This is a genomic window from Kitasatospora sp. NPDC097643 (assembly GCF_040302625.1).
Lineage (GTDB): Bacteria > Actinomycetota > Actinomycetes > Streptomycetales > Streptomycetaceae > Kitasatospora.
Genome location: NZ_JBEOSA010000073.1, coordinates 26,145 through 45,919, shown reverse-complemented (window position 1 = coordinate 45,919; position 19,775 = coordinate 26,145). Strand labels below are relative to the sequence as shown.

Here is a 19,775-nt window from a genome sequence, read left to right as displayed (position 1 = left end):
AGCACCGGGTAGCCGCCGGCCCATTTGCCCTTGGTGGGGATGGTGCGCGACCACAGGTCCCGGCCGGTCTGCGACGGCGAGCCCATCAGCACCGCATCGTCCCAGTGCCGGCGCAGCGCCTGCCACAACAGCCGGAAGGCATCCCGGCAGGTGACAACATCGGCGCCGTCCGGATCGAACCACTCCCCCATGCTCCGGATCTCGGTCGTTCCGCTGTTCGGGGCGGCGACGGGAGCGTAGCGGCCGACCGGCTGGCGCTGGTGCACGAAGTGCCCGGCCAGCTTGTCCCGGCCCGAGCCGACCGCGGTGGTCCACCGCTCGGACGGAGTGTTCAGCCACGCGGCGACCGCATCCTTGAGCATGGAGTAGCGCTCGGCACCGTCGTGCCAGGGGGCGCCGGCGGTGACGTAGATCCGCTCCGTACCCGGCGCGGTGGCCAGGACGGCGTCCAGGATCTCCCCGGGGGTGCGGGCGCCGAGGTCGAGCCGCACCACGCGGTCGCGCACGGCCAGGTCGCCGGTCGCGGCGTCCAGGAACACCGTGCTGCAGGCCTGCTGGGTGAAGTTCGGACGCTTGGAGAGCAGGCCCGTCGTCACCGCCTCGAACTGGGCACCGGCCGGGCCCTCGGGGAGGGTGGGCAGCTCACGCGGACCGGACTCGACCACCGGACGCGGCGCGGCAGCGACCGGAGCGACCGAAGCCGCCGGGACGACCGGCGCAGCGGCGGCGGGCTCGGCCGGGGTCGGCTGCTCGGCGACGGCCTGGTCCTCGACCTCGACCGACGCCGCCGGGGCCGGCCGCTCGAGTACGGCGCCGGGGCGGGTCAGTGCCGGGGCGACCGCGGCGGCGGGCTCGGCGACCGGCACGGACTCGGCCACGGCAACCGGGGCTGGCGCAGCGGCGGCGGCCTGGTCGTCGGTCTTGGCGGCGCGGACGGCGGCCGGGGTCGGGTCCAGCAGCGGGGCGATCCGCACGACGTCACCGACCGACAGACCCGCGGCCTTCGCGATGGCGTCGGCCTTCGCGCCCTCGTACCCCGCGAGCCCGGTCACCCGGCGCACCCGCTGGGCGGCGAGCCTGTCCAGCTCCTTCTGCGCGGCCGCGACCTGCTTCTCGGCGGCCGTGATCTCGGCGCGCAGCTCCCGCAGCGAGGCGAGCTCGGCGGTGTACGTCTTGCGGTCCATCAGCGGGTCACTCCCCCTCGGCGGTGGTGGTGGCGGTGATCGGGCAGGTGCGGACGTAGGCGATCGGACCGCTGGAGCGGGAGTCCAGGCGGGTGCCGAGCAGCAGGTCGGCCAGACGGCGGTCGTCGGTGCCGGCCGGGGCCGTGGTGATGCGGTTGACCGGGGTGGTGAGGTCGGTGAGGTATCCGGCGAGGCGGGCGCTGGTGAAGTGGTAGCGGAGGGAGGTGCCGGAGCCGCCGTCGGCGGTCCACTCGTCCAGTCCGGTCAGCACGGCGACGACGAAGCCCGCCACGGTGACGGGCATGACTCCGGCGGCCGCCACTCGGGCCGGGTCGCAGCGCCACCAGCCGGACAGTGCGGCCAGCAGATCCTTCTCGGAGTGGGTGACGTGGAATCCAGTCCAGGCCCGGGCCGGGTCGCCTTCGGTGCGCTCAGGTCCGCCGGTGCGCAGCACCGCGATCTCGGGTCGTCCCAGTGTGGCCAGGTCGGGGTGTTCCCGTTCCTGGAGTACTTCGACCGCGCCGCTGGGCACGATCATGCGGCCAGTGGCCAGGGCGCCGGGGACTGCGCCTGTGGCCAGCAGCTTTCTGACGGTCGGTCCCGTACATCCCAGGGCCGATCCCGCCTGGCCGGTCGTCAGGTACACCGACACCCTTCATAGTCTTTTATGTCTAGTGGAAAACACTAAGAAATTCCCTAAGTGACAGCGCAGTCACTTGTCCACTGCGCTTTTTGCTAGCGGAAAGGACATATAAGTGGGGCGCTCACCTTCGACCCGCTGACCGCCCGTGTGACCGTCAGGGGTAGTTGGCGGTTGGCAGCGATAGTTGGCGATCGAGGCGCTTCGGCCGTGCGACCAGCTGTGACTCAGCACGCTAACTGTCGGGTCAGCACCGGATCTGTCGTCCACCTACAGCCCCACCGAAGCGCGACGTTGAGCCGGGACACGATGGGTGGAACCTGGCCAGGCGTATTGGAACTACCGGAGACGGGTCGCAGTCCGGACAAGGTCGGCGACGGCTCTGGACCGACTGTGCGGCGGCCAGGCGATCACGGTGGTGACTTTCGGCGCGTCCAGCACGGGCACGGCGGCGAGGTCACCGTGCAGTTGAGCTCGGCACGACTCCGGTGAGACCGCGCAAGCACGGCCGAGCGCAACGAGCTGCAACAACTGCGCGTGGTCGCGGACCTGCGGGCCGGGGCCGGGCGGGTAGGTGCCGTCGGGGTCGGGCCAGCGTGGCAGGGGCAGGCCGGGCAGGCCGGTGATGTCGGCCATGTGCACACGGGTCCGGGCGGTGAGCGGATGCCCGGCCGGCAGGACCACAACCTGGCCCTCCGTGCTGAGTTCTTCGGTGTGGAACCCGGCCGTCGAGTCGAACGGCCGGTGCAGTAGCGCCACGTCGGCCCGGCCCTCGCGCAGAAGTCGTTCCTGCTCGGCCGGGCCGCACAGGATGACGTCGACAGGGACCGCGCCGGGTTCGGCGGCGTACGCGTCCAGCAGTTTCGCCAGCAGTTCGCGGGACGCGCTGGCCTTCGTGACCAGGACCAGGCCGGGACGGCCGGTCGAGCGAAGGGCAGCGCGGCGGGTCCGGCGCTCGGCCGCTTCGACCGCGTCGAGGGCCGCCCGGCCCTCGGCCAGCAGCACCGAGCCGGCTTCGGTCAACGTGACGGTGCGGCTGGTCCGATCCAACAGCGCTGCCCCGAGTCGGCGTTCGAGCTGCTGGATCGCCCGTGACAGAGGCGGCTGTGCGATCCCGAGCCGCTGCGCGGCGCGCCCGAAGTGCAGCTCTTCGGCGACAGCGACGAAGTAGCGCAGTTCCCTGGTCTCCATGCGGCCACGGTACTCCGGATCAATACCTGGAAGGTATCGTTGCCCACCCAATCGGTCTTGGACCCTCGCCGGGGTCCGAGAGCAGCATGGTCCCCATGAGCGAACGAACGATTGCGCTGGTCACCGGCGCAAACAAGGGAATCGGCTACGAGATCGCCGCAGGCCTGGGCGCCCTCGGCTGGAGCGTCGGCGTCGGCGCCCGCGACGATCAGCGTCGCAAGGCCGCAGTGGAGAGACTGCGCGCGGCTGGCGTCGACGCGTTCGGCGTACCGCTGGACGTGACCGACGACGCGAGCGCGACAGCCGCCGCACGGCTGATCGAGGAACAGGCCGGGCGCCTCGACGTGCTCGTCAACAACGCCGCCATCACCGGCGGCACGCCCCAGGAGCCCACCCGCGTCGACCCCGCCACCATCCGCACGGTCGTGGAGACCAACGTCATCGGCGTCATCCGCGTCACCAACGCGATGATGCCGCTGCTGCGCCGCTCCGCCTCACCGCGAATCGTGAACATGTCCAGCAGTGTCGGCTCCCTCACCCGGCAGTCAGGGACCGCTGGTGAACTGACCACCGGTCCAGTGGCCGTGGCGTACTCGCCGTCGAAGACGTTCCTGAATGCCGTCACCCTCCAGTACGCCCGGGAGCTGAGCGGCACGAACATCCTGATCAACGCCGCCTGCCCCGGCTACGTCGCGACCGACCTCAACGGCTTCCGGGGCGTGCGCACCCCCGAACAGGGCGCGTCCATCGCCATCAAACTCGCGACCCTGCCCGACGACGGCCCGACGGGCCAGTTCTTCGAGGACGCCGGTGTAGTGCCCTGGTGAAGTGCACGGCGGTCATCACCCGCGCAGCGACCAGGGTGAGACCGCTTCGCCCGCACGTCTCGAACAGGTTCATCGACTGCTCCGGCCGCCCCGGCCGACGCTCCGGTGCTTGGGGCAACGCTCCGCACCACTACTGGCTCCAACATGGATGGCAATTCACCGCAGGTTGCAAGCAGCGTGACCATTTCGTTCCAACAATCGTGACCCGGGGATCCGCATCGCAAGATCACCACACCCCCATGGTTCCAACTACCGCGTCCCGTCACAGACGTCACCCTCGGCCTCTAGGCTTCCCAGGTGCGCTACCTAGTCGAGTCCTTCGCTGTCAGTGCTCTGACCCGCGGTCGATCGGTCGAACAGTTCCTCGGCCCCGCTGGTGATGCTCACGCTTCCGGCGTCCGCTGGGTCGAGGTTGTTCCGACCTGCTCCCAGTTCAAGGTCGTTCTCCACACGTCGGCGGACGTCGGGAGCGAGAACTTCTGCGACCTCGTCGCGTTCCCGCCGCTGGACCCCGAGAGCGAGGACGACGAGTTCGGCCTGGAGATCGCTATGGCAACGGACGCACATGACGCCCTCGCCCTTGCGGAGCACCGGACTGGAGCCGTTCGAGGCCGCTGGGTCAATCAGGGGATGGCTCAGGACGAGTACCGCGACTTCGTGCTCGCCGGCCGGCGAGCATCAGCGATCCAGAGGTAGGCGGATGAGTGTGCGTGGGGAGCGGGAGCAATGGGAGCTACGGCCCGACATCGGCGTGGGGCCGTTGCTCTACGGGATGACTCCAGCGGAAGTTGCTGAGGCGCTGCTGGTTTCCGAGCCGGAGTCACGGGTTGGTGGCCCGTACGGTCAGGAGGACTTCTCGGACGGGGTGAAGGCGTTCTACGACGCCGGCCGGCTTGCATGCGTGTCGCTGGACGCCGTCATCGGTCCGCAGGTCTGGCTGGCCGGGTTTCCCTTGGCAGGGAGCGATCCGGGAGAGGGCCAGCAGTTTCTTCTGGACCACGCTGCGGAGCACGGGAACTGGATCCTGTTCACCCCGGACGCATCGCTCGCCCTGACCGACCTCGGGATCCTTCTGCGTGACCAGCGGGTCGGGGAAGCGCGGCTTACACGACCACTCTTCGTGAAGGAGGAGTGGCTGGAGTCGGAGTACTACCGGGACCGCCTTCCGCTGGAGGGTGTCATGGAGTGAGCTATCAGCGGCACACCAGGTGTGACATGTCGATGGATCGGACCCACTGGACGGTTTCGAGCCCCGGGTCGACCGCCGTGTGCAGGCCGCCCTGCCGGCCCCGATTCCCGGGGACAGGCAGGGCGGCCTGTTCCTGGTCAGTCTCGGCGGGCGCCCTGGATGATCCGGTCGATGACGGCTGCGGCCTGCTCCGGGTGTCCTCCCAGCCACTTGCCGAGGTGTTCCTGGACGGCCTGTTCGACGCAGGCGCGCACTGCGGCGTTACCCAGCCAGTCGCGCGTGGAGCCCACGAACTCGGGATGGTCCAGCTTCACCGACACGACCGCTGTCAGACCTTCGCCGATCCGATCGGCGTCAAGGTCGGGATCCGTCGCAGTCAGTAGCAGCCGCTCCCGTGCGTATGCGGTGACTGCGGCCGCCACCCCGTCGCGGAAGCCGCGCTCGTGTGTGCCGCCGTCAGTGGGCCGGCTGTTGGCGAAGCTCCGGACCCGCTCGTCGTGGGAGGCACGCCAACGCAGGGCCACCTCCACCGTCCCCGCCATCCGCGGTTCCTCCCGCTCGAAGCCGATGATGTGCGGGTGAACGGGTTCCTCCTTCTGCTCGTCAAGGATGGCCACGAAGTCCCGCGCGCCGTCGGGGTACCGGAACCGCGCCGACCGAGCCTCACCCGGTCGGCGCTGATCGGTCAGAGAGATCTCCAAACCCCGGTTCAGCAAAGCCAGTTCCCGGAAACGCTCGGCCAGCCCGTCGAACGAGTACTCCGCGGTTCCGAAGATGTCAGCGTCGGGCCAGAAGGTGATGGTGGTCCCGCTACCGGTCGACGTGCCCGCCTCGGTGAGCGGGGTGACGGCCACGCCGCGCGCGTACTCCTGAACCCAGCGGGCTCCCCCACGCCGTACTTCGGCCGTCATCCGGCTCGACAGGGCATTGACGACGAAGGGTCCCACCCCGCCAAAGCCGAGCGTCACGTCGTGGCGGCCGCAGGGCCCTGCCCCGGTCTGCATGCGGGTCAGCAGGGCTTCGAGGCCGGAGATGCCCGTGTCCCCCGCTTCGTCGATGCGGACGCCCTGCCCATCGTCGGCGACACACACGCCGCTGTCGGATGTGAGAGTGATGGCGACGCAGCTGGCGTGGCCGGCCAGGACCTCGTTCACAGCCCGGTCGGCGACCTCGAACACCAGGTGGCGCAGGCCGCGTTCACCGGTCGAGCCGATGTACATCCCAGGCCGCTTCCGGATGGCTTCCCACCCCTCCAGCACCTGGATCTGGCCGGCGTAGTACTCGCTGGCTTCCTCGCTCATGATGTCCCCTCCGACGCTGTCCAGCAGAACTCCTCAGCCTAGGCGAATCTCTGGAAAACACCAGGTCAGGCCATGTTTGCCGAACGCGTAGACGGGCGGGTGAGAGCCTGCCTGGAGACGGTCGACCCCGAGGTCGCAAAGTGGCGCCGGATCGCCGCCACGGGCCCGGCGAAGCCGCGTACGACACCGTTTTTGGCGGCCCCGAGGGTCCCCAATTTCATCAATTCGCGCGTCAGCCCGGGATTCCATGTCTGCCGGCTTCGCCGCCGCACTGAGCCGGTCTCTGACGCCGCCAACTATCGCTGCCAGAATCCGCCAACTCCCGAGCGGCGGCGCGCGCTGATCGACATGTTGTCCGATCTGGCCGACGGGTTCGAGGCGGGGCTCTGCCTCTGGCTTGGTCCACTCGTCAGTGGCGACCAGCGCGGCCAGCGGCGGTTGCCTGGTTCAGGCGGCGGGCGAGCGCAGGCAGGTATTCCGCGGGGGCGCCGGCGTGGGTGATGGTGCGGGGCATGGCGAGGGAGACCGCCCCGATGGCGAGCAGCGCGAGGATCTCCTCGTCGGAAAGACCCCCTTGAAGTGCGACAAGTCCATCCAGCCTCTCTGTGAGGTTCTCTGGCACCCCGCCGGCTTCGTCGTCGCCGGGGTCCAGGTCATGGCCGCAAGCGAGGACAGCGACAGCGAACTCGGCCAGCGAGCGGCTGCTAACTGTCACCAAGATCGTTTCGGTGGCACGGGGGCCGCTGTCGTCCCGGCGAAACTCCCTGGGGCGACGTGACCGGTTCGGGGCCGGTGAGTTCACCGGGTATGACGTCTATGGGCCTGCCTTTGTGGAACGAGTGGACGACGCACGGCGAGACGGAGCACCAGGAGCAGGTGGATTTCGGGGGCGGGCCGGCGGCCGGCCGGAGTCTGACGGAGGAGGAGCGGCCGCGCTGGAGCGGGCGGCGGCCACCGGGGAGCGCGGGCGCTGGGCTTCTCGGGCGCTTGGTGGGCCGCCGTGCGACAGGCCTCTGCGGTGGCTTCGGCGGGCCTGGTGTCCGCAAGCTGGCGCTCGGAATCGGGGCTCGAAGAGGTCGTGCCGGTGGACGAGGGGCGCCACCAGCGGCAGGCCCGCGGGTCGCTACAGGACCCACGCGCCCGGCAGGTCAGTGCCGCGCAGTTCCGCCCCGCTATTTCACCCGCCGACATTCGCACGCGCGAAAGTGACCGCATACTCGAATTGGCGCGGTCAATTATTCCTGCCCTGAAAGCAGAGAATTTTCTTAGTGCGTGATTCCGCGTTCCCTCCGCAGTTCGCAGCCCGTTGCCCGGGACCGGACGGGCCGGCCACGGGCAGCGGGCGGGGGTCATCCCGCGTATGCCAGGCTGATCTGGTCGCCGAAGACCACCCAGTGCTGGCCGGGGTCGTTCGCGTCGCACGGCTTGGTGCCGACGTTCGGCGTGCCGTAGGCGTTGGCGAGGCAGTAAGCCGGGGCGTTGGTGAGGAAGATCTTGTCGCCCTGGAAGCTCCAGTACTGGCCCGGGTCGCGGCCGTCGCACGCCTTGGTGCCGACGCCCTGGGTGCCCCAGGGGTTGGTGAGGCAGTAGGCGCGGGCGTTGGCCAGGGCGATCTGGCTGCCCGTCACGGTCCAGTGCTGGCCCTGGTCTGCGGCGTCACACGCCTTGGTGCCGACGTTCGGCGTGCCATAGGCGTTGGCGAGGCAGTAGACGCCCGGGTGCAGCGCCGGCGCGGCCGCCGCGCTCCCGGCCGGAAGGAAGGAGGCGGTGAGCGCCAGAGCGGCGAGGGCGAGCGTCCTGCGGAGGGCGAGTGCCATGGGGAATTAATCCATTCTCGATGCAACACATGCTATTCGCGCACGACCATTACATTAATCGACCGCTCGATTCGATCGCGCAGAGAATTTCTATCACCCCTCGGCACCGCCCAAGAAGCCGAGCTTTGCGCATTCATCCGAACGGGGAGTGAGCCACCCGGGAGGGAGCTCCGACGAGGACTCCTACGGGCGGCGGGGCCGCTGAAGACCCGCGGTCCTTGACGGCGCCAGGGGGCCGGGATGCTCCGTGCGAGGCGCCTGAGGCGTCTGGGAGTCGTGGCCGGTTCCGGGTGCCGGCCCTGCAGGCACCGTCGACAGCGGCGGGTGACCACACCGATGCTACGTGTCGCTGTCATATGCGGAAGCGTGACGAATCAACGTCCGGTGCGGCGCCTTCCGAGAGCCAGGCAGCGGGCTGCCGCCCAGGCCGTCGCGGCGGCGCCAACCCGACCCCGTCCGCGCCAGGTGCGGACAGAAGGAGACAAGCCTCATGGCACTGTCAGCAGCCGACCTCGCCAAGCTCGGCAACACGCCGATCGGCATCCAGTCCACGTTCTTCCACAACATCTTCCTGCGCCTGGACGGCGCGGGCGTGACCGTCTCGACGGACAACGGCGGCGGCAAGGTCAACTGCCAGTACGGCCCCGGCCCGCTGACGGCGTTCAAGGTCCACGCCAACGCGGACGGCTCGTTCTCCTTCGAGTCGGCGGTGTCCGCGAACGTGTTCCTGCGCATGGACGGCCGCGGCGTCCCCTCCACGATGGCCGGCGGCGGCACGGTCAACTGCCAGTTCGGCCTGGGCCCCTGGGAGAAGTTCCTCCTCATCGCCCAGCCCGACGGATCGTTCTCCCTCGCCTCGCAGGCCTTCCCCGGCATCTGCCTGCGCCTGGTGACCGGCAGCGGCGTCACCACCGAGACCGGCCCCGGCGGCACCGTCAACTGCCAGACCAACGCCATCGGCGGCGAGAACGAGAAGTTCTGGCTCGACGTCGCCTGACCTTCCATGCGGGTGCTCCGGGGATCCGCCGGGGCACCTGCATGCGGGGCCGACCGCGAGCACCGCCAACCCGGTCGGCGTGGCAACCCCGGGCTCGGACACTCCCACGCCGGGCCGCAGGCCAGCGGCTGACGGCGCACACCCCCACGGCATCGCCCCCGTGAGCGGACACCGAATACCCACCGGCCCGCTGTGGCCGACCAGCATTCGACTGCGGTGCAGGTGACAGGTAGCGTGCCGAAACGGTAGACGTCCTGGCAGGCCCAAACACCGGGCGTCCCGGTGAACGAGGGTGGTTGGTCGTCATGCGGCCTGGTCTACCCGGCTTGTGTGTGCATCCGACCTGCGGTCCCCCGAACGGCCCTGTCTGTGGGGCTCCCCTGCTACGCCTACTGGGGCGGTCGGTGTTCGGTGGTCCGGCGCCGCGAGGCGGGCTCGCGGCGCCAGGCCGGGGTGGTGCGGGGTTTGGCTGGCATGTGGTGCGTCTGCGGCGAACGATCTCAACTTGCCCTAGTGTTACGGGAGTTCCCGGTGGCGATCCTGCTGCCGGGACTTCGTGCTTTCTGGACGGGTGTGGATCTTGCGATACGTGCGGCTGCTGCGGCGAGGGCCGGTTCTTCTCCTGTGGAGCGCGCAGACGGCTTCGGTGTTCGGTGGCCGTTTGTACGCGCTGGCGGTGATGTGGCTCGCCTGGCAGAGATCCGGCGGTGCGGCGATGGGCCTGGTGGCCATCGCGGAGTCGGTGCCGTACATCGTGCTCGGCACCATCGGCCGGCGGGTGAGGGAGCGGTTCACCACGCTGCACTCGCTCGCCGGGGTGGACCTGGTCCGCATGGTGCTGGTCGCGGGGCTGCCGTGGACGTGGGAGGCGTTGGGCACGCCGGGGCTGCTGGTGTCGGCCGCTCTTCTCGGGGTCGGCGGGGCGCTGTTCGACCCTAGCCTCGGGGCCCTGGTGCCGGACCTGGTGCGACCGGGAGAAGTGCAGGCCGTCAACGGGCTGATGGACTCGACCAACCGGATCGCCCGGGTCGCCGGCCCCGGCTCGGCCGGCGTGCTGCTGGCCGTGATGCCGATGGCCGGGCTGTTCTGGCTGGACGCGGGAACGTTCGCGCTCTCCGCCGTCGCCCTGGCCGTTCTCGGCGCAGGTGCCGGCCTCCGGGCATCGGCGCCCGCAGGCGCAACCGCGGCCTCGGGGGCCGGCCCGCGGGCGCGGGCCCGAGCCCTGGTGCGCACGCACCCGGAGACCGGAATGGTGCTGGCCGTCCACGGGATCGCGATCTTCGCGGGCGCGGTGTCGATCGTGATGCCCGCGCTGGTGGCGGCGCGGCTCGGCGGCGGGGTCGGCACCTACGGCGTGATGCTGGCCGCGACAGGGGCCGGGTCGATCGTCGGCAACGCAGTCGCCGGGAACGTCCGCCTCCCGAACTCTCTCCCGCTGTTCTACTGCGCCGCGTGGAGCGTCTCCGGAGCGCTGATGGCGGTGACCGGGTCGGTCAGAACGGTCACCGAGCTGGTGGCGGTGTCGGCGGCGTACGGGGCTGTCTCGCCGTTCCTGGCGGTGTCGCTGTCCACGCACCTCGCGCAGTTCCCGCCGCTGCCGGGCGGCGAGCCGGTGTTGGAGAGCGTGGGCGGCTGAGGGCAGGTGGCGGGGCCGGACTCCCTGGTGGTGCGGGAGTCCGGCCCCTTCGTGCTCTCGGTCTCAGATCACGCGATCAGGGACCAGTGGGTGATGGTGATGTCCTCCAGCGGGATGCCGAGCTTCTTGTAGATGTGCTGGTGCATCGCGCCGAACCAGGCGTCGCGCCGGTCGGCGAAGAACGTTTGGTTGTACCAGGCGACGCCGAGCAGGACGGTGCCGCCGCCGTTCGGGTTGCCCGGCTCGGGCTCCCAGTAGGTGCACTGCCAGTCCCAGAGCATCAGCTCCTCCGGGCGGCTGCGCAGGCGCTCGTCGGACTCGCGCAGGGCCTCGATGCAGCGCTCGGCGGTCGCGGCGTCGGGGCAGTAGTAGGTGCAGTCGGACTTGCCGATCGGGGTCTTGTCGGCGCGGCGGGCCGCGTCGGCGTCCTCCCCGGTCAGGACGCGCACGCGGGTCACCGCGGTCGTCAGGTCGACCGTGTCGAGGATGGTCACGGGTGGTGCTCTCCTCTCCCTTGGTCCTGGCGGACTACCAGCCCGTGCCTCTGATCGGCACGACGCTGGGGCTCGTGGGGTCGCGCCGGATGATGCCGTCCGGCGCGGTGTAGCGGACGTTCAGCCCGACGCGGGCGCCGCTGCTGGTGTTGGTGCCGGAGCGGTGCACCAGGCGGCTGTCCATGAGGACGGCGCAGCCGGCGCGCAGCGGCACGGGGATGGTGGTCTCGGGGGTGAAGCCGTGGGCCTGGTCGGCCCGACCGCGCTCCGCGCCGGTGGCGGCCTCCTTTTCGACTGGCAGGTAGCCGGCGGACTGGGAGCCCGGGGCTACCTCGAGGCAGCCGTTGGCCACGGTGGCCTCGGTGACGGCCAGCCACGCGGACACCGAGCGCTCGGGGTGCAGCTCCAGGTAGGCGCCGGTGCCGTCCTGGTGCCAGGGAATCTCGAACGAGCGGCCCGGCCACTTCACGACGAGGAACGTGTTCTCCACCGCGATGTCCGGGCCGAGGACGGCCTGGACGGCCGCCAGCAGATGCGGGGAGCGGACGGCGAACTCGGTCCAGTCCTCCGACAGGTGCGGGTTCCTGACAATCTCCTGGCCGCGGTGCTCGGCGACCAGAAGCGCGGCACGGTAGCGTGCTGCGCCGGGCATCGACCAGTCGATGGGCGAGCTCATGCCGCGCCGGCCGAGGATGCCGTCAACCTGAGTGAGCACGGTCGCCTCCGTGGATGGGGCAGGGGCAGATCGGCCAGGTGGCCGCCGGGTGGTGGGCGTCGGGGCTCACGTCGTCGGGGTCGATGGTGACCACGCCGGTGTCGTCGGACCGGGTGCCGTCGGGTGCGATGCGGTAGGAGCGGATGGTCAGGCCCCGCCGGCGCTGCTCCAGCGGAACGAAATCGGAACTGGTCACCGCAGCGGCGCCCGTAGGTGCGGCCGACGCAGCAGTCGGGCCCGGCGGTAGGCGCTGCTGCGGTTGGCGATGCGGACCACCGTCCTGCCGCCGGCCGTCACCACCAGGTCGCCGCCGGGTTGTCGAAGCTGCGGTCTGCTCGCGGGCATGGCGGTACTCCACGGCGTCGAGGGTGGGGCGCCGCCCGGGGCGTCCACGGTGCCGAGGGGGATCGGTCAGGTCCTCGCACCGGGCGGCATCAACGACGGTAGGGAGTAACGGAAGACTCACTCAACGAAGTTGCACGGGATTACACGGATTCATCCGAGCGCGTCGATCGCCGCCGTGATCAGCGCCCGCGCCTGCGCGCCGCGCACCGCCAGGTCGGACAGCTCGGCGAACACCTTCTCGTACATGGCGATTTCGCTGGGCTGGGTGATCGTCAGGTACCCGGACACCAGCTCCACGTTGACCTGGGCCTGGTCGTAGATCCAGAACCCCTCCACCGGCCAGCCGTTGTCCCGGTCCGGCCGCATGTGGACCACGCCCATGCTGACGTTGGGCAGCCGGCCGATGGTGAGCAGGTGGCGCAGCTGCTCGAGCATCACCGGGCGGCCGCCGAGGCCGTTGCGCAGGACGCTCTCCTCGATGAGCAGGGCGAAGCGGTGCCGGCCTTCGTGGAGGATGTGTTGGCGGTCCATCCGCTCGTCGACGGCGGCTTCGACGTCGTCGGCCAGGCCGCGGCGGTCGCGGATCGCGGTGAGGACCCTGGTGGTGTAGGCGCGGGTCTGGAGGAGGCCGGGCAGGACCCACGGGGCGTAGGCGCGGAAGTGCGGGGTGCACTCGTACAGGGGCCGGACAGACTGCTGGGCCTGGCGCAGGCCGGCGCGTTCCATGCGGCGCCACTCCAGGAACATGGCGTCGGCCTGGCGGCTGCGGGCGATCAGGTCGGCGGCCTGGTCGTCGGCGCCGCACGCCACGCACCAGGCCCGGATGTCGGCGTCGGAGGGCGGCGTCTTGGCGTTGATGATGCGGGAGGTCTTGGCGGGGATCCACCCGCACCGGGCGGCCAGCTGCTTGCCGTTCAGGCCAGCGTCCAGCATGAGCTCGCGCAGGCGCTCCGCCACAGCTTTGCGGGCGGCCTGGGCGCTGGACGACGGGGAGGCGGGCATCAGGGCTGGCTGCCGGTGCGGGTGATCGGGTCAGACCGAGTACTGCTCGTGCGGGACTGCGCGCTCCCACACTGCCTCGAACGCCGTCGCGCAGTGCTTGGCCAGCGCGGGGTCGTGGAGGATCTCCTCGCCCATCTCCGAGGACGTCAAGTTCCAGGAGCAGCTGGGCTACCGGACGCCCGCCGAGAACGCGCTGCTCGACCTGGTGCCCACCGGGGGTGGCACGACACCCCGGCTGACCGCCGGCCGCCCGGCGTGGCAGGCCGCGCTCATCACGGCGAACTCCGTGCCGGACACGGCGATCCGGGTCCCGATGCAGCGGCTCCTCCGGCGCCAGGAGTGTCGCGGAGCGCGTTGGAGTATGTACAAACAGTGTCGGCGGGGCATTTTCCCCGCCGACACAGAAGACTTCTGGACAGCTGTCTCAGCTGTAGCGGTGGCGGGATGCGGGTCAGGCCGTGCCTGTCGCGCAGGCGGTTTCAAGCGCGATGAGGCGGTTGGCGAGGGTGCGGGCCGGTCCGGTGAGGCCCTTGAGGATTTCCCGAGCGTAGGGGCTCCGGGGGTGGTGGGCGAGGTCCTGCACGGCGCTCCAGAGTTCCGCGATGCCAGTGAGGCTGTGCTGGACGTGGCGGATAGCGTCGTGGCGCTGAGCCAGGTACTGCTCGGCCCTCTGATGGGCGTGGCGCCAGTCGACATCGCCCGCTTCGGCGGTCCGGGCGAAGGCTGGCGTTGTGTCGCCGTCGGCGAGGCGGATGGCGTCGATCTCCTCGACGCGCCGGCGGAGGTGTTCTTCCTCCTGTCGGGCTTCGAGGGCCGCGGTGGCATCGGTGAGAGCAAGGTGGCCAGCGATGACCTGCTCGGCGAGGTCGGGAGCGTGCTGGCGCAGTCGTGCGTGCTGGGCGAGAAGGGCCTTTGCGTCGGCCTTGCGTCTGCGGACGGCGGTGTAGGCCGCGTTGAGGGCGAGGGTGCCGGTGCGAACCTGTTCGGCGAGGTCGGGGGCATGTTCGAGCACGGTGGTGGCGATGGACAGCCGGGTAACGTTGATGCCGCAGCGGGCGGCGTCGGAGGGGAGCGCGTCCGGGGAGAGTGAGCGTGCCATCGCGGTGATCATGGCATGCTGGCCCGGGGTGGTGTTCGGCCGGTGGCGGTTGGCGGACACGATCAGGCGGACCGGATCATCGCCCTGATAAGTAATAAAACGGGGTTCGATGTCGGCCAGTTCGCAGGCGTCGAGACGGCCGCGGCCGTCCAGGAGGACACCGTCCGTGTCCAGGATGATGGGCTCGGTCAGGCCGTTGCTCTCGATGTCCTGGGCGAGGTCGAGAAGTTCGTCGGGGCCGAGCACCGGGAACAGGGCGGTAACGGGGTGGACCTTCACGGTGGGGGGAGCTCCTTGATCGGGATACGTGCCGGGGCAGAAGACGCCACAACGGGGCATATGGTTCAGCGGATGCGCTCGTCGGACTGGTCAGGGGTGCCGGTGTTCGTGGCGTGCCGGACTGCGGTGCCGGACGTCCGGGTGATGCCGCGCCACTTTGGACGGTACGGCGCTGTGTTGCTGCCGAGACGGTTCGGCCTGTTTCGTCAGCGGAGAATTGCCGCGGGGTGGCCGAACTCGTGACCGCACGCCCCGACTCGGCGCGAGGCCAGCAGGAGCGCTCCGGGCCGCTGGGGCAGTCTTCGGGCCGAACACGAGATTCCCACGTCGGGTGCGACATAGCGGGACCACGCGATGCTGCTCGACTTCGACCCGTACGTGACCGGGTTCGCTTCGCAGACGTTCTGGCTGTGCTGGCGCGTGAGACGACCCGGAGGGGACGGTCGCACGCACCGGACTATTTCGCGTGGGCCGTCGACGGGACGGGGCTGGTGGTCGACTGCCAACCGGTCGACCGGATCGACGATCGCTCCGCAGCGGCGTTCACGGTGACGCGGCAGGTCTGTGAGGCGGTGGGCTGGGCCTATCGACTCGTCGGGGCGCTTGACCCGGTCCGGGTGGCGAATCTGCGCTGGCTCGCGGGCTATCGGCATCCACGGCATGCGGCGGCGGAGCCCGGACGTTCCGCTGCCGCCCGCCCCGGTGGCGGCGCACGGGGGCGTGCGTGAACGACTGCGCCGTCCCCTCGGGCCCGGTGGACCCGAGGGGACGGCGCAGTGGGCCCCCAGGGGGAGGGGGCGGGGAAAGGGCTGGACTAGCCGTAGTAGTTGTGGATGTAGTAGATGACGTTGTTCCGGAAGTAGTGGCCCCCGACGTCGTAGAAGTTACCGCCCCGGATGGTCACGCCCACGCCGTCGGGCTCGGAGTCGAGGCGCGGGGCCGACGGGCTGGCGACGTTGTTGCCGCGGGGCACGCCCTGCGGGGCCGTCACCTCGGCGGCGTACGTCAGGGTCTCGCAGGTCAGCACCTGACCGGAGTTGGCGTCGCGCCAGCCGACCACCATCAGGTTCTCGTGGCCGTTGTAGGCGATCGACGGGGCGGCATTGGTGTTGGTGTTCCTGATCTGCTGCCAGTTGTTGTCCCACTGCCAGTACCGGTAGTACAGGCCCTGGCGGTAGATCCGGTTGTCGGTGCCGCGGTGGAGCACGGTCAGCCGGCTGTCGGGCGAGGTCGCGGCGGCGGCCGCGGACTCCGTCCGGGCGCCGCCCGGCACCTCGGACCACGGACTGAAGTTCCGGTTGACGCCCATGGTGGCCTGGTAGATGCGCTCGTTGGCGCCCACGGCGATGATGAACAGCAGGTCCGGTGAGGCCGCGATGGCCGGGCTCAGGTTGTTACGGACGGCTGAACCGGAGCCGCCGATGTTCTGGGTGCGGAACTGGATGGGCGAACTCCAGTACCAGCGGCGGTGGTTGGGCTCGTTCGGATTGGCCAGGGTCTGGGCCCAGAGGTCGCCGTTCTGCCCGGTCTGGAAGAGCCAGAGCTCACCGCGGAACACGGTGATCGCGGGCGCGGCGTAGGTGACCCCGCCGATGCGGTTGAACGGGCCGCCGTCGACGTTGAACCAAAGGGCGTTGTCCTCGCCGCGGATGGCCTCGACGTTGCTGCCCCGGTAGTACGCCATCGCCGGGGAGTCGGGGGTGCTGGCGTTGTGGTCAGCCTCCTGCCAGGGCGTTACCGCGCCGGCAGGGGCCGTACCCGCGAAGACGGCGGCGAACGCGGTGAGGAGGACGGCGACCAGGGTGGCGAGCCTGGCCGTGGCGCGGCGGTGCGGAGTGGTGTGGGGTGGAGCGGTCATGTCTGCTGCCCTTCCGGTCCGTGAGCCCCGGTGTGGAGGTGTCTCCGGAGTGATGACGTGGTGTGACTCGGGTCCGGCGACGCGCCACGCGCAGGGCACGGGCCGGCCCGGACTCGGGCGGCGCGGAGCCGCTCCCGGAAGAGGTTGGCAGCAGCAGCGACCGCGTCGCATCAGTCATCTGACTTACTGATAGTTTCAAAATGACTTTCGAAGGTGCCGGAGGCAGATGACGCTGCAGGCGAGGTCGAGTAGTCCTTGGTGGAGGTCGGCGCGTCGCTCGTAGCGGGTGCGGAGGCGCTTGAACTGGTGGAGCCAGGCGAAGGTGCGTTCTGCGACCCAGCGGACCTTGCCGAGTCCGGAGCCGTGGGCGACGCCGCGTCGGGCGGTCATCGGCTTGATGCCGCGCTTCCACAGCAAACGGCGGTACTTGTCGAAGTCGTAGCCCCGGTCGGCAAACAGCCGTCGGGGCCTGCGGCGCGGGCGTCCTCGCGGTCCTCGGATCGGCGGGATCCCGTCCAGCAGGGGCAGCAACTGGGTGACGTCGTGGCGATTGCCCCCAGTGAGCGTCACGGCGAGTGGGGTGCCGCGACGGTCCACGATCACAGGTGTCTGGAACCGGGACGGGCGCGGTCGACGGGTGAGGGGCCGACAAGGTCCCCCCTTTGAGAGCCCGGACGTGCGAGCCGTCCACGGCGCAGTCGTCCAGGTCCAGCAGGTCCGCGCGGTGCAGTTCGGTCAGCCGCGCGGCGTGCAGGCGGGGCCGGACGCCCGCCTCGGTCCAGTCCCGCAGCCGGCGCAGCGCCGCGGCGTTGAACGGTGGCTCGGGGATGTGCCCGGCGCGGGCGGCGTAGGCGTAGAAGGCGGCGAGGGCGGCCAGGCGCCGGGCGGGGTTGTGCAGGGACACGCGCGGTGCCAGCGGGCGGTGGGAGGGACGGCCCTGGTTCGGCGGCCGCAGGGCGGGGCGTACGCCCAGGTGCTGGCGGTGGACTCGGTGGCGTTCCAGGCGCCGATGCCGGTGGTCTCCTCGGTGAAGTACAGCCGGTCCCGCACGTCGGTCTCGTACCGGGTGGGCGTGGTGCCCTGCAGGGCACGGCCGTGCTTGCCGAGGCCGGCGGCGAGCCACTGGGCGAGGACGTCGTACGGGCTGGGCGTGGTAGCCAGGAAACTGTACGTGCGGGGCGGCAAGGGGCGGACCGCCCTCTAGGCGAGGAGGTCCGGTTTCCAGATGGTGGCGCGGTCCGGGTAGACGTTGGCGGTGGGGGACAGCTCGTAGGAGGCGTCGGTGGCGTCCGCCGCGACGACCCTGCCGACTCCCTGGTAGGAGGCGCGGGTGGGCTCCCGGGGGATGGTGCAGTCGCTCTGCGGCGTGATCACAGTGGCTCCCGCCCCGATGCCGACGACGTGCGCGGTGGACGCGGTGGGGCAGGGACGGAACGTGCTGGCGTGCGCGTATTCGAGGTGCACCTTGGCTGTGGTGGGCACGATCCCCCGGTTCGTCAGCTTCAGGGCGAAGGAGATCCGGTCGGCCTCGACGCGGGTGCAGACCCGCCAGGTGACGCCTTCGGGTCCCGGGAACGGGCCGCTGCAACGGCTGTCCTCGCCCAGCGTCCCCTTCTCGATGCCGGGGCGCTCCGTGGACGTCGACGCGGACGTGGACGTCGTGCTCGGCGGGGGCAGTTGTCGGCCGGCCGGGCGGGCCGTCGTCGTGGGGGCGGCGTCGCCGGACTCCTCCGCGGGGACGGGGTCGGCGCCGCCGGTCAGGTGGAGGCCGAGGAGGGCGCAGGCGGCGGCTGCGGAGACCACGCCCGCGATCCGGCCGGTCCGGCCGGTTCGGATGGTCCGGACGGTCCTGCGTGGGCTGACGGAGGGACGCTCGGCGGTGTCCCCGGAACCGGCCGGGAGCAGAGCCGGAGCCGTTCCGGTGCTTCCCGCCGTCCGCTGCCCTCGGGCGGTGCGCCCGGAGGCGTCGGCCCGGTCCAGGCAGTCGGCCGCCTTCCGCCAGGCGGCCAGCAACCGACGGCACTGCTCCTCGGTGAACCTGCCGCTGGCGATCATCAGGTCGAGCACCGGCGCCGAGGGCAGGGTGTGGCCGGACAGGATGCGGTGCCAGGTGCTCTTCCCCACCGGGTTGCCGGCCGTGGCGGCCCGGTTCTGCAGGGCCCGGCCCTGTAGGTCCAGTTCCGCCGTCAGGGCGGTGATCAGCTGCGCCCAGTCCTGGACGTCCGGCGGGTGCGGGACCGGGATGGCGCGCCCGCGCGCGGACCTGCGGTCGGTCATCGGCCTCCTTCGCGGCGGCGGGGCCCGCGCCCGTCCCAAAGTCCGCGCGTTCTTGCTGGTCACAGGCGTGTGGGACGGGACGGCAGGCCATGGGACGAGTGGGACCGCAGCAGGCTACCGACGGGCGCCGCCCCACTGGCATCGTGAATGCCGTCGGCGATCGCCGGCACCACCCCAAACCCTCGTCCCCGTCCGGGACTTCTTCGTCGTGCCCGGACGGGGGGAGAACCCGAAGGAGTGACCTGCCGTGGAGCAGAACCGCCACCAAGCCCCGTCCGCCGCGTTCAAGGCCCGCGCCGCCCGTACGGTCGCCGCCGTCCTCGTCGTCACGGGTGTCCTCGGTACGGGCGTCGCCGGCGCGACCGCCCTGCCGGCCGGCAGCCACAGTGCCTCCCAGGCCGTGGTCGACGCCCCGGCGACGCGGGCGAGCACCGCGCTGCGCGACAGGATCGTCTCGGTCGCCCGGGGCGAGATCGGTGTGCGGGAGGGCAGCGCGGAGTGCAACAAGTACTTCCCGAACAAGGAGCACACCTGCAAGACCGGCTGGTGCGCGGCCTTCGTCGAGTGGACCTGGCGCGAGGCCGGGGTGAAGGACGTCCCGTCCGACCTGACCGGCCGCGGCGTGGGCCACTGGGGCCGGCAGCACGACCTGTGGCACCCCGTCGGCTCCGCCCACCCCAAGCCCGGCGACCTGGTGGTGTACGGCGAGCCCGCCAAGGAGACCCCCGGCGGCCATGTCGGTGTCGTGGTCGCCGTGAACGGCGACGGCACCCTCGACACCGTCGAGGGCAACTACAACGACAAGGTCACGCTCCGTACCCACATCAGCCCCAAGACCGCCATCGGCGGCCGGGACGGCCTGCACGTCTCGGGCTACGTCACCCCGCCCGGCGCCTGACGGACGGCAACTGCCCGTGCCCGTGC

The 19,775-nt window shown here is 70.8% G+C and carries 21 protein-coding genes and 2 pseudogenes; 7 read left to right on the top strand and 16 right to left on the bottom strand.

All coding sequences use genetic code 11. From position 1 onward, the window contains the following. The 3 genes and pseudogenes from ABTY15_RS33495 to ABTY15_RS33485 form a co-directional block, all read right to left on the bottom strand. Positions 1-1,184: pseudogene (locus ABTY15_RS33495) on the bottom strand (hypothetical protein); the annotation flags it as partial. Between the two features lie 7 nt (positions 1,185-1,191). Further along, on the bottom strand, positions 1,192-1,722 hold the full coding sequence (locus ABTY15_RS33490) for a DNA-binding protein (RefSeq protein WP_350604039.1): 531 nt from the start codon (positions 1,720-1,722) through the stop codon (positions 1,192-1,194). Positions 1,723-2,163: 441 nt separating this feature from the next. Continuing rightward, the gene (locus ABTY15_RS33485) at positions 2,164-3,015 is read right to left on the bottom strand and encodes a LysR family transcriptional regulator (RefSeq protein WP_350604037.1); all 852 of its coding nucleotides are present in this window, start codon (positions 3,013-3,015) and stop codon (positions 2,164-2,166) included. A gap of 95 nt (positions 3,016-3,110) precedes the next feature. Here ABTY15_RS33485 and ABTY15_RS33480 point away from each other — a divergent pair, with 95 nt between their 5' ends. From ABTY15_RS33480 to ABTY15_RS33470, 3 genes are all read left to right on the top strand, one after another. Continuing rightward, positions 3,111-3,842, top strand: coding sequence for an SDR family NAD(P)-dependent oxidoreductase (locus tag ABTY15_RS33480; RefSeq protein ID WP_350604034.1), 732 nt, complete (start codon positions 3,111-3,113; stop codon positions 3,840-3,842). A gap of 297 nt (positions 3,843-4,139) precedes the next feature. Then, a complete protein-coding gene (locus ABTY15_RS33475; protein ID WP_350604033.1) occupies positions 4,140-4,538 on the top strand; it encodes a hypothetical protein in 399 nt (132 codons plus the stop codon). 4 nt (positions 4,539-4,542) lie between these two features. Beyond that, entirely contained in the window at positions 4,543-5,031 is a 489-nt protein-coding gene (locus ABTY15_RS33470; protein ID WP_350604030.1) for a hypothetical protein, read from the top strand. Between the two features lie 137 nt (positions 5,032-5,168). On the opposite strand, the gene ABTY15_RS33465 is transcribed toward ABTY15_RS33470, so the two are convergent. The 3 genes from ABTY15_RS33465 to ABTY15_RS33455 all read right to left on the bottom strand — a co-directional run bounded on the left by ABTY15_RS33465 (position 5,169) and on the right by ABTY15_RS33455 (position 8,149). After that, positions 5,169-6,332 carry a DNA gyrase subunit B gene (locus ABTY15_RS33465; RefSeq protein ID WP_350604026.1) on the bottom strand — a complete coding sequence of 388 codons (1,164 nt, stop codon included), beginning with the start codon at positions 6,330-6,332 and terminating at the stop codon, positions 5,169-5,171. A gap of 409 nt (positions 6,333-6,741) precedes the next feature. Further along, positions 6,742-7,047 (bottom strand): hypothetical protein, encoded by a 306-nt coding sequence (locus ABTY15_RS33460; protein ID WP_350604023.1) that lies wholly within the window; start codon positions 7,045-7,047, stop codon positions 6,742-6,744. 634 nt (positions 7,048-7,681) lie between these two features. Beyond that, a complete protein-coding gene (locus ABTY15_RS33455; protein WP_350604021.1) occupies positions 7,682-8,149 on the bottom strand; it encodes a ricin-type beta-trefoil lectin domain protein in 468 nt (155 codons plus the stop codon). Between the two features lie 490 nt (positions 8,150-8,639). On the opposite strand from ABTY15_RS33455, the gene ABTY15_RS33450 reads away from it, so the two are divergent. Next, a complete protein-coding gene (locus ABTY15_RS33450; protein WP_350604017.1) occupies positions 8,640-9,146 on the top strand; it encodes a fascin domain-containing protein in 507 nt (168 codons plus the stop codon). A gap of 556 nt (positions 9,147-9,702) precedes the next feature. Next, entirely contained in the window at positions 9,703-10,782 is a 1,080-nt protein-coding gene (locus ABTY15_RS33445; protein ID WP_350604016.1) for an MFS transporter, read from the top strand. A 68-nt stretch (positions 10,783-10,850) separates the two neighbouring features. Here the strand turns inward: ABTY15_RS33445 and ABTY15_RS33440 are convergent, their stop codons facing one another. The 7 genes from ABTY15_RS33440 to ABTY15_RS33410 all read right to left on the bottom strand — a co-directional run bounded on the left by ABTY15_RS33440 (position 10,851) and on the right by ABTY15_RS33410 (position 14,716). Continuing rightward, positions 10,851-11,276, bottom strand: a complete 426-nt coding sequence (locus ABTY15_RS33440) for a hypothetical protein (protein ID WP_350604013.1) — start codon at positions 11,274-11,276, stop codon at positions 10,851-10,853. Between the two features lie 34 nt (positions 11,277-11,310). After that, the gene (locus ABTY15_RS33435; RefSeq protein WP_350604009.1) at positions 11,311-11,991 is read right to left on the bottom strand and encodes a phytanoyl-CoA dioxygenase family protein; all 681 of its coding nucleotides are present in this window, start codon (positions 11,989-11,991) and stop codon (positions 11,311-11,313) included. After that, a complete protein-coding gene (locus ABTY15_RS33430; protein ID WP_350604004.1) occupies positions 11,975-12,187 on the bottom strand; it encodes a hypothetical protein in 213 nt (70 codons plus the stop codon). Before ABTY15_RS33430 ends, ABTY15_RS33435 begins: the two co-directional genes overlap by 17 nt. After that, a complete protein-coding gene (locus tag ABTY15_RS33425; protein ID WP_350604002.1) occupies positions 12,184-12,336 on the bottom strand; it encodes a hypothetical protein in 153 nt (50 codons plus the stop codon). The genes ABTY15_RS33430 and ABTY15_RS33425 overlap by 4 nt, the downstream gene beginning before the upstream one ends. 150 nt (positions 12,337-12,486) lie before the next feature. Further along, positions 12,487-13,338, bottom strand: coding sequence for a helix-turn-helix domain-containing protein (locus ABTY15_RS33420; RefSeq protein WP_350603998.1), 852 nt, complete (start codon positions 13,336-13,338; stop codon positions 12,487-12,489). Between the two features lie 30 nt (positions 13,339-13,368). Further along, positions 13,369-13,488 (bottom strand): DUF6879 family protein, encoded by a 120-nt coding sequence (locus tag ABTY15_RS33415; protein ID WP_350603995.1) that lies wholly within the window; start codon positions 13,486-13,488, stop codon positions 13,369-13,371. A 301-nt stretch (positions 13,489-13,789) separates the two neighbouring features. Beyond that, positions 13,790-14,716 (bottom strand): ParB N-terminal domain-containing protein, encoded by a 927-nt coding sequence (locus tag ABTY15_RS33410; RefSeq protein WP_350603993.1) that lies wholly within the window; start codon positions 14,714-14,716, stop codon positions 13,790-13,792. Between the two features lie 113 nt (positions 14,717-14,829). Between ABTY15_RS33410 and ABTY15_RS33405 the strand changes: the two genes are divergently transcribed. Continuing rightward, positions 14,830-15,444: a TnsA-like heteromeric transposase endonuclease subunit gene (locus ABTY15_RS33405; RefSeq protein ID WP_350603988.1), complete on the top strand. Its 615-nt coding sequence runs from the start codon at positions 14,830-14,832 to the stop codon at positions 15,442-15,444. An 86-nt stretch (positions 15,445-15,530) separates the two neighbouring features. Here the strand turns inward: ABTY15_RS33405 and ABTY15_RS33400 are convergent, their stop codons facing one another. From ABTY15_RS33400 to ABTY15_RS33390, 3 genes and pseudogenes are all read right to left on the bottom strand, one after another. Beyond that, positions 15,531-16,574: a PLL family lectin gene (locus ABTY15_RS33400; protein WP_350603984.1), complete on the bottom strand. Its 1,044-nt coding sequence runs from the start codon at positions 16,572-16,574 to the stop codon at positions 15,531-15,533. 195 nt (positions 16,575-16,769) lie between these two features. After that, a pseudogene (locus ABTY15_RS33395) lies at positions 16,770-17,577 on the bottom strand (IS5 family transposase). Between the two features lie 197 nt (positions 17,578-17,774). After that, on the bottom strand, positions 17,775-18,851 hold the full coding sequence (locus ABTY15_RS33390) for a hypothetical protein (RefSeq protein ID WP_350603983.1): 1,077 nt from the start codon (positions 18,849-18,851) through the stop codon (positions 17,775-17,777). Between the two features lie 247 nt (positions 18,852-19,098). Between ABTY15_RS33390 and ABTY15_RS33385 the strand changes: the two genes are divergently transcribed. After that, on the top strand, positions 19,099-19,749 hold the full coding sequence (locus ABTY15_RS33385) for a CHAP domain-containing protein (protein ID WP_350603981.1): 651 nt from the start codon (positions 19,099-19,101) through the stop codon (positions 19,747-19,749). Positions 19,750-19,775 lie beyond the last annotated feature (26 nt).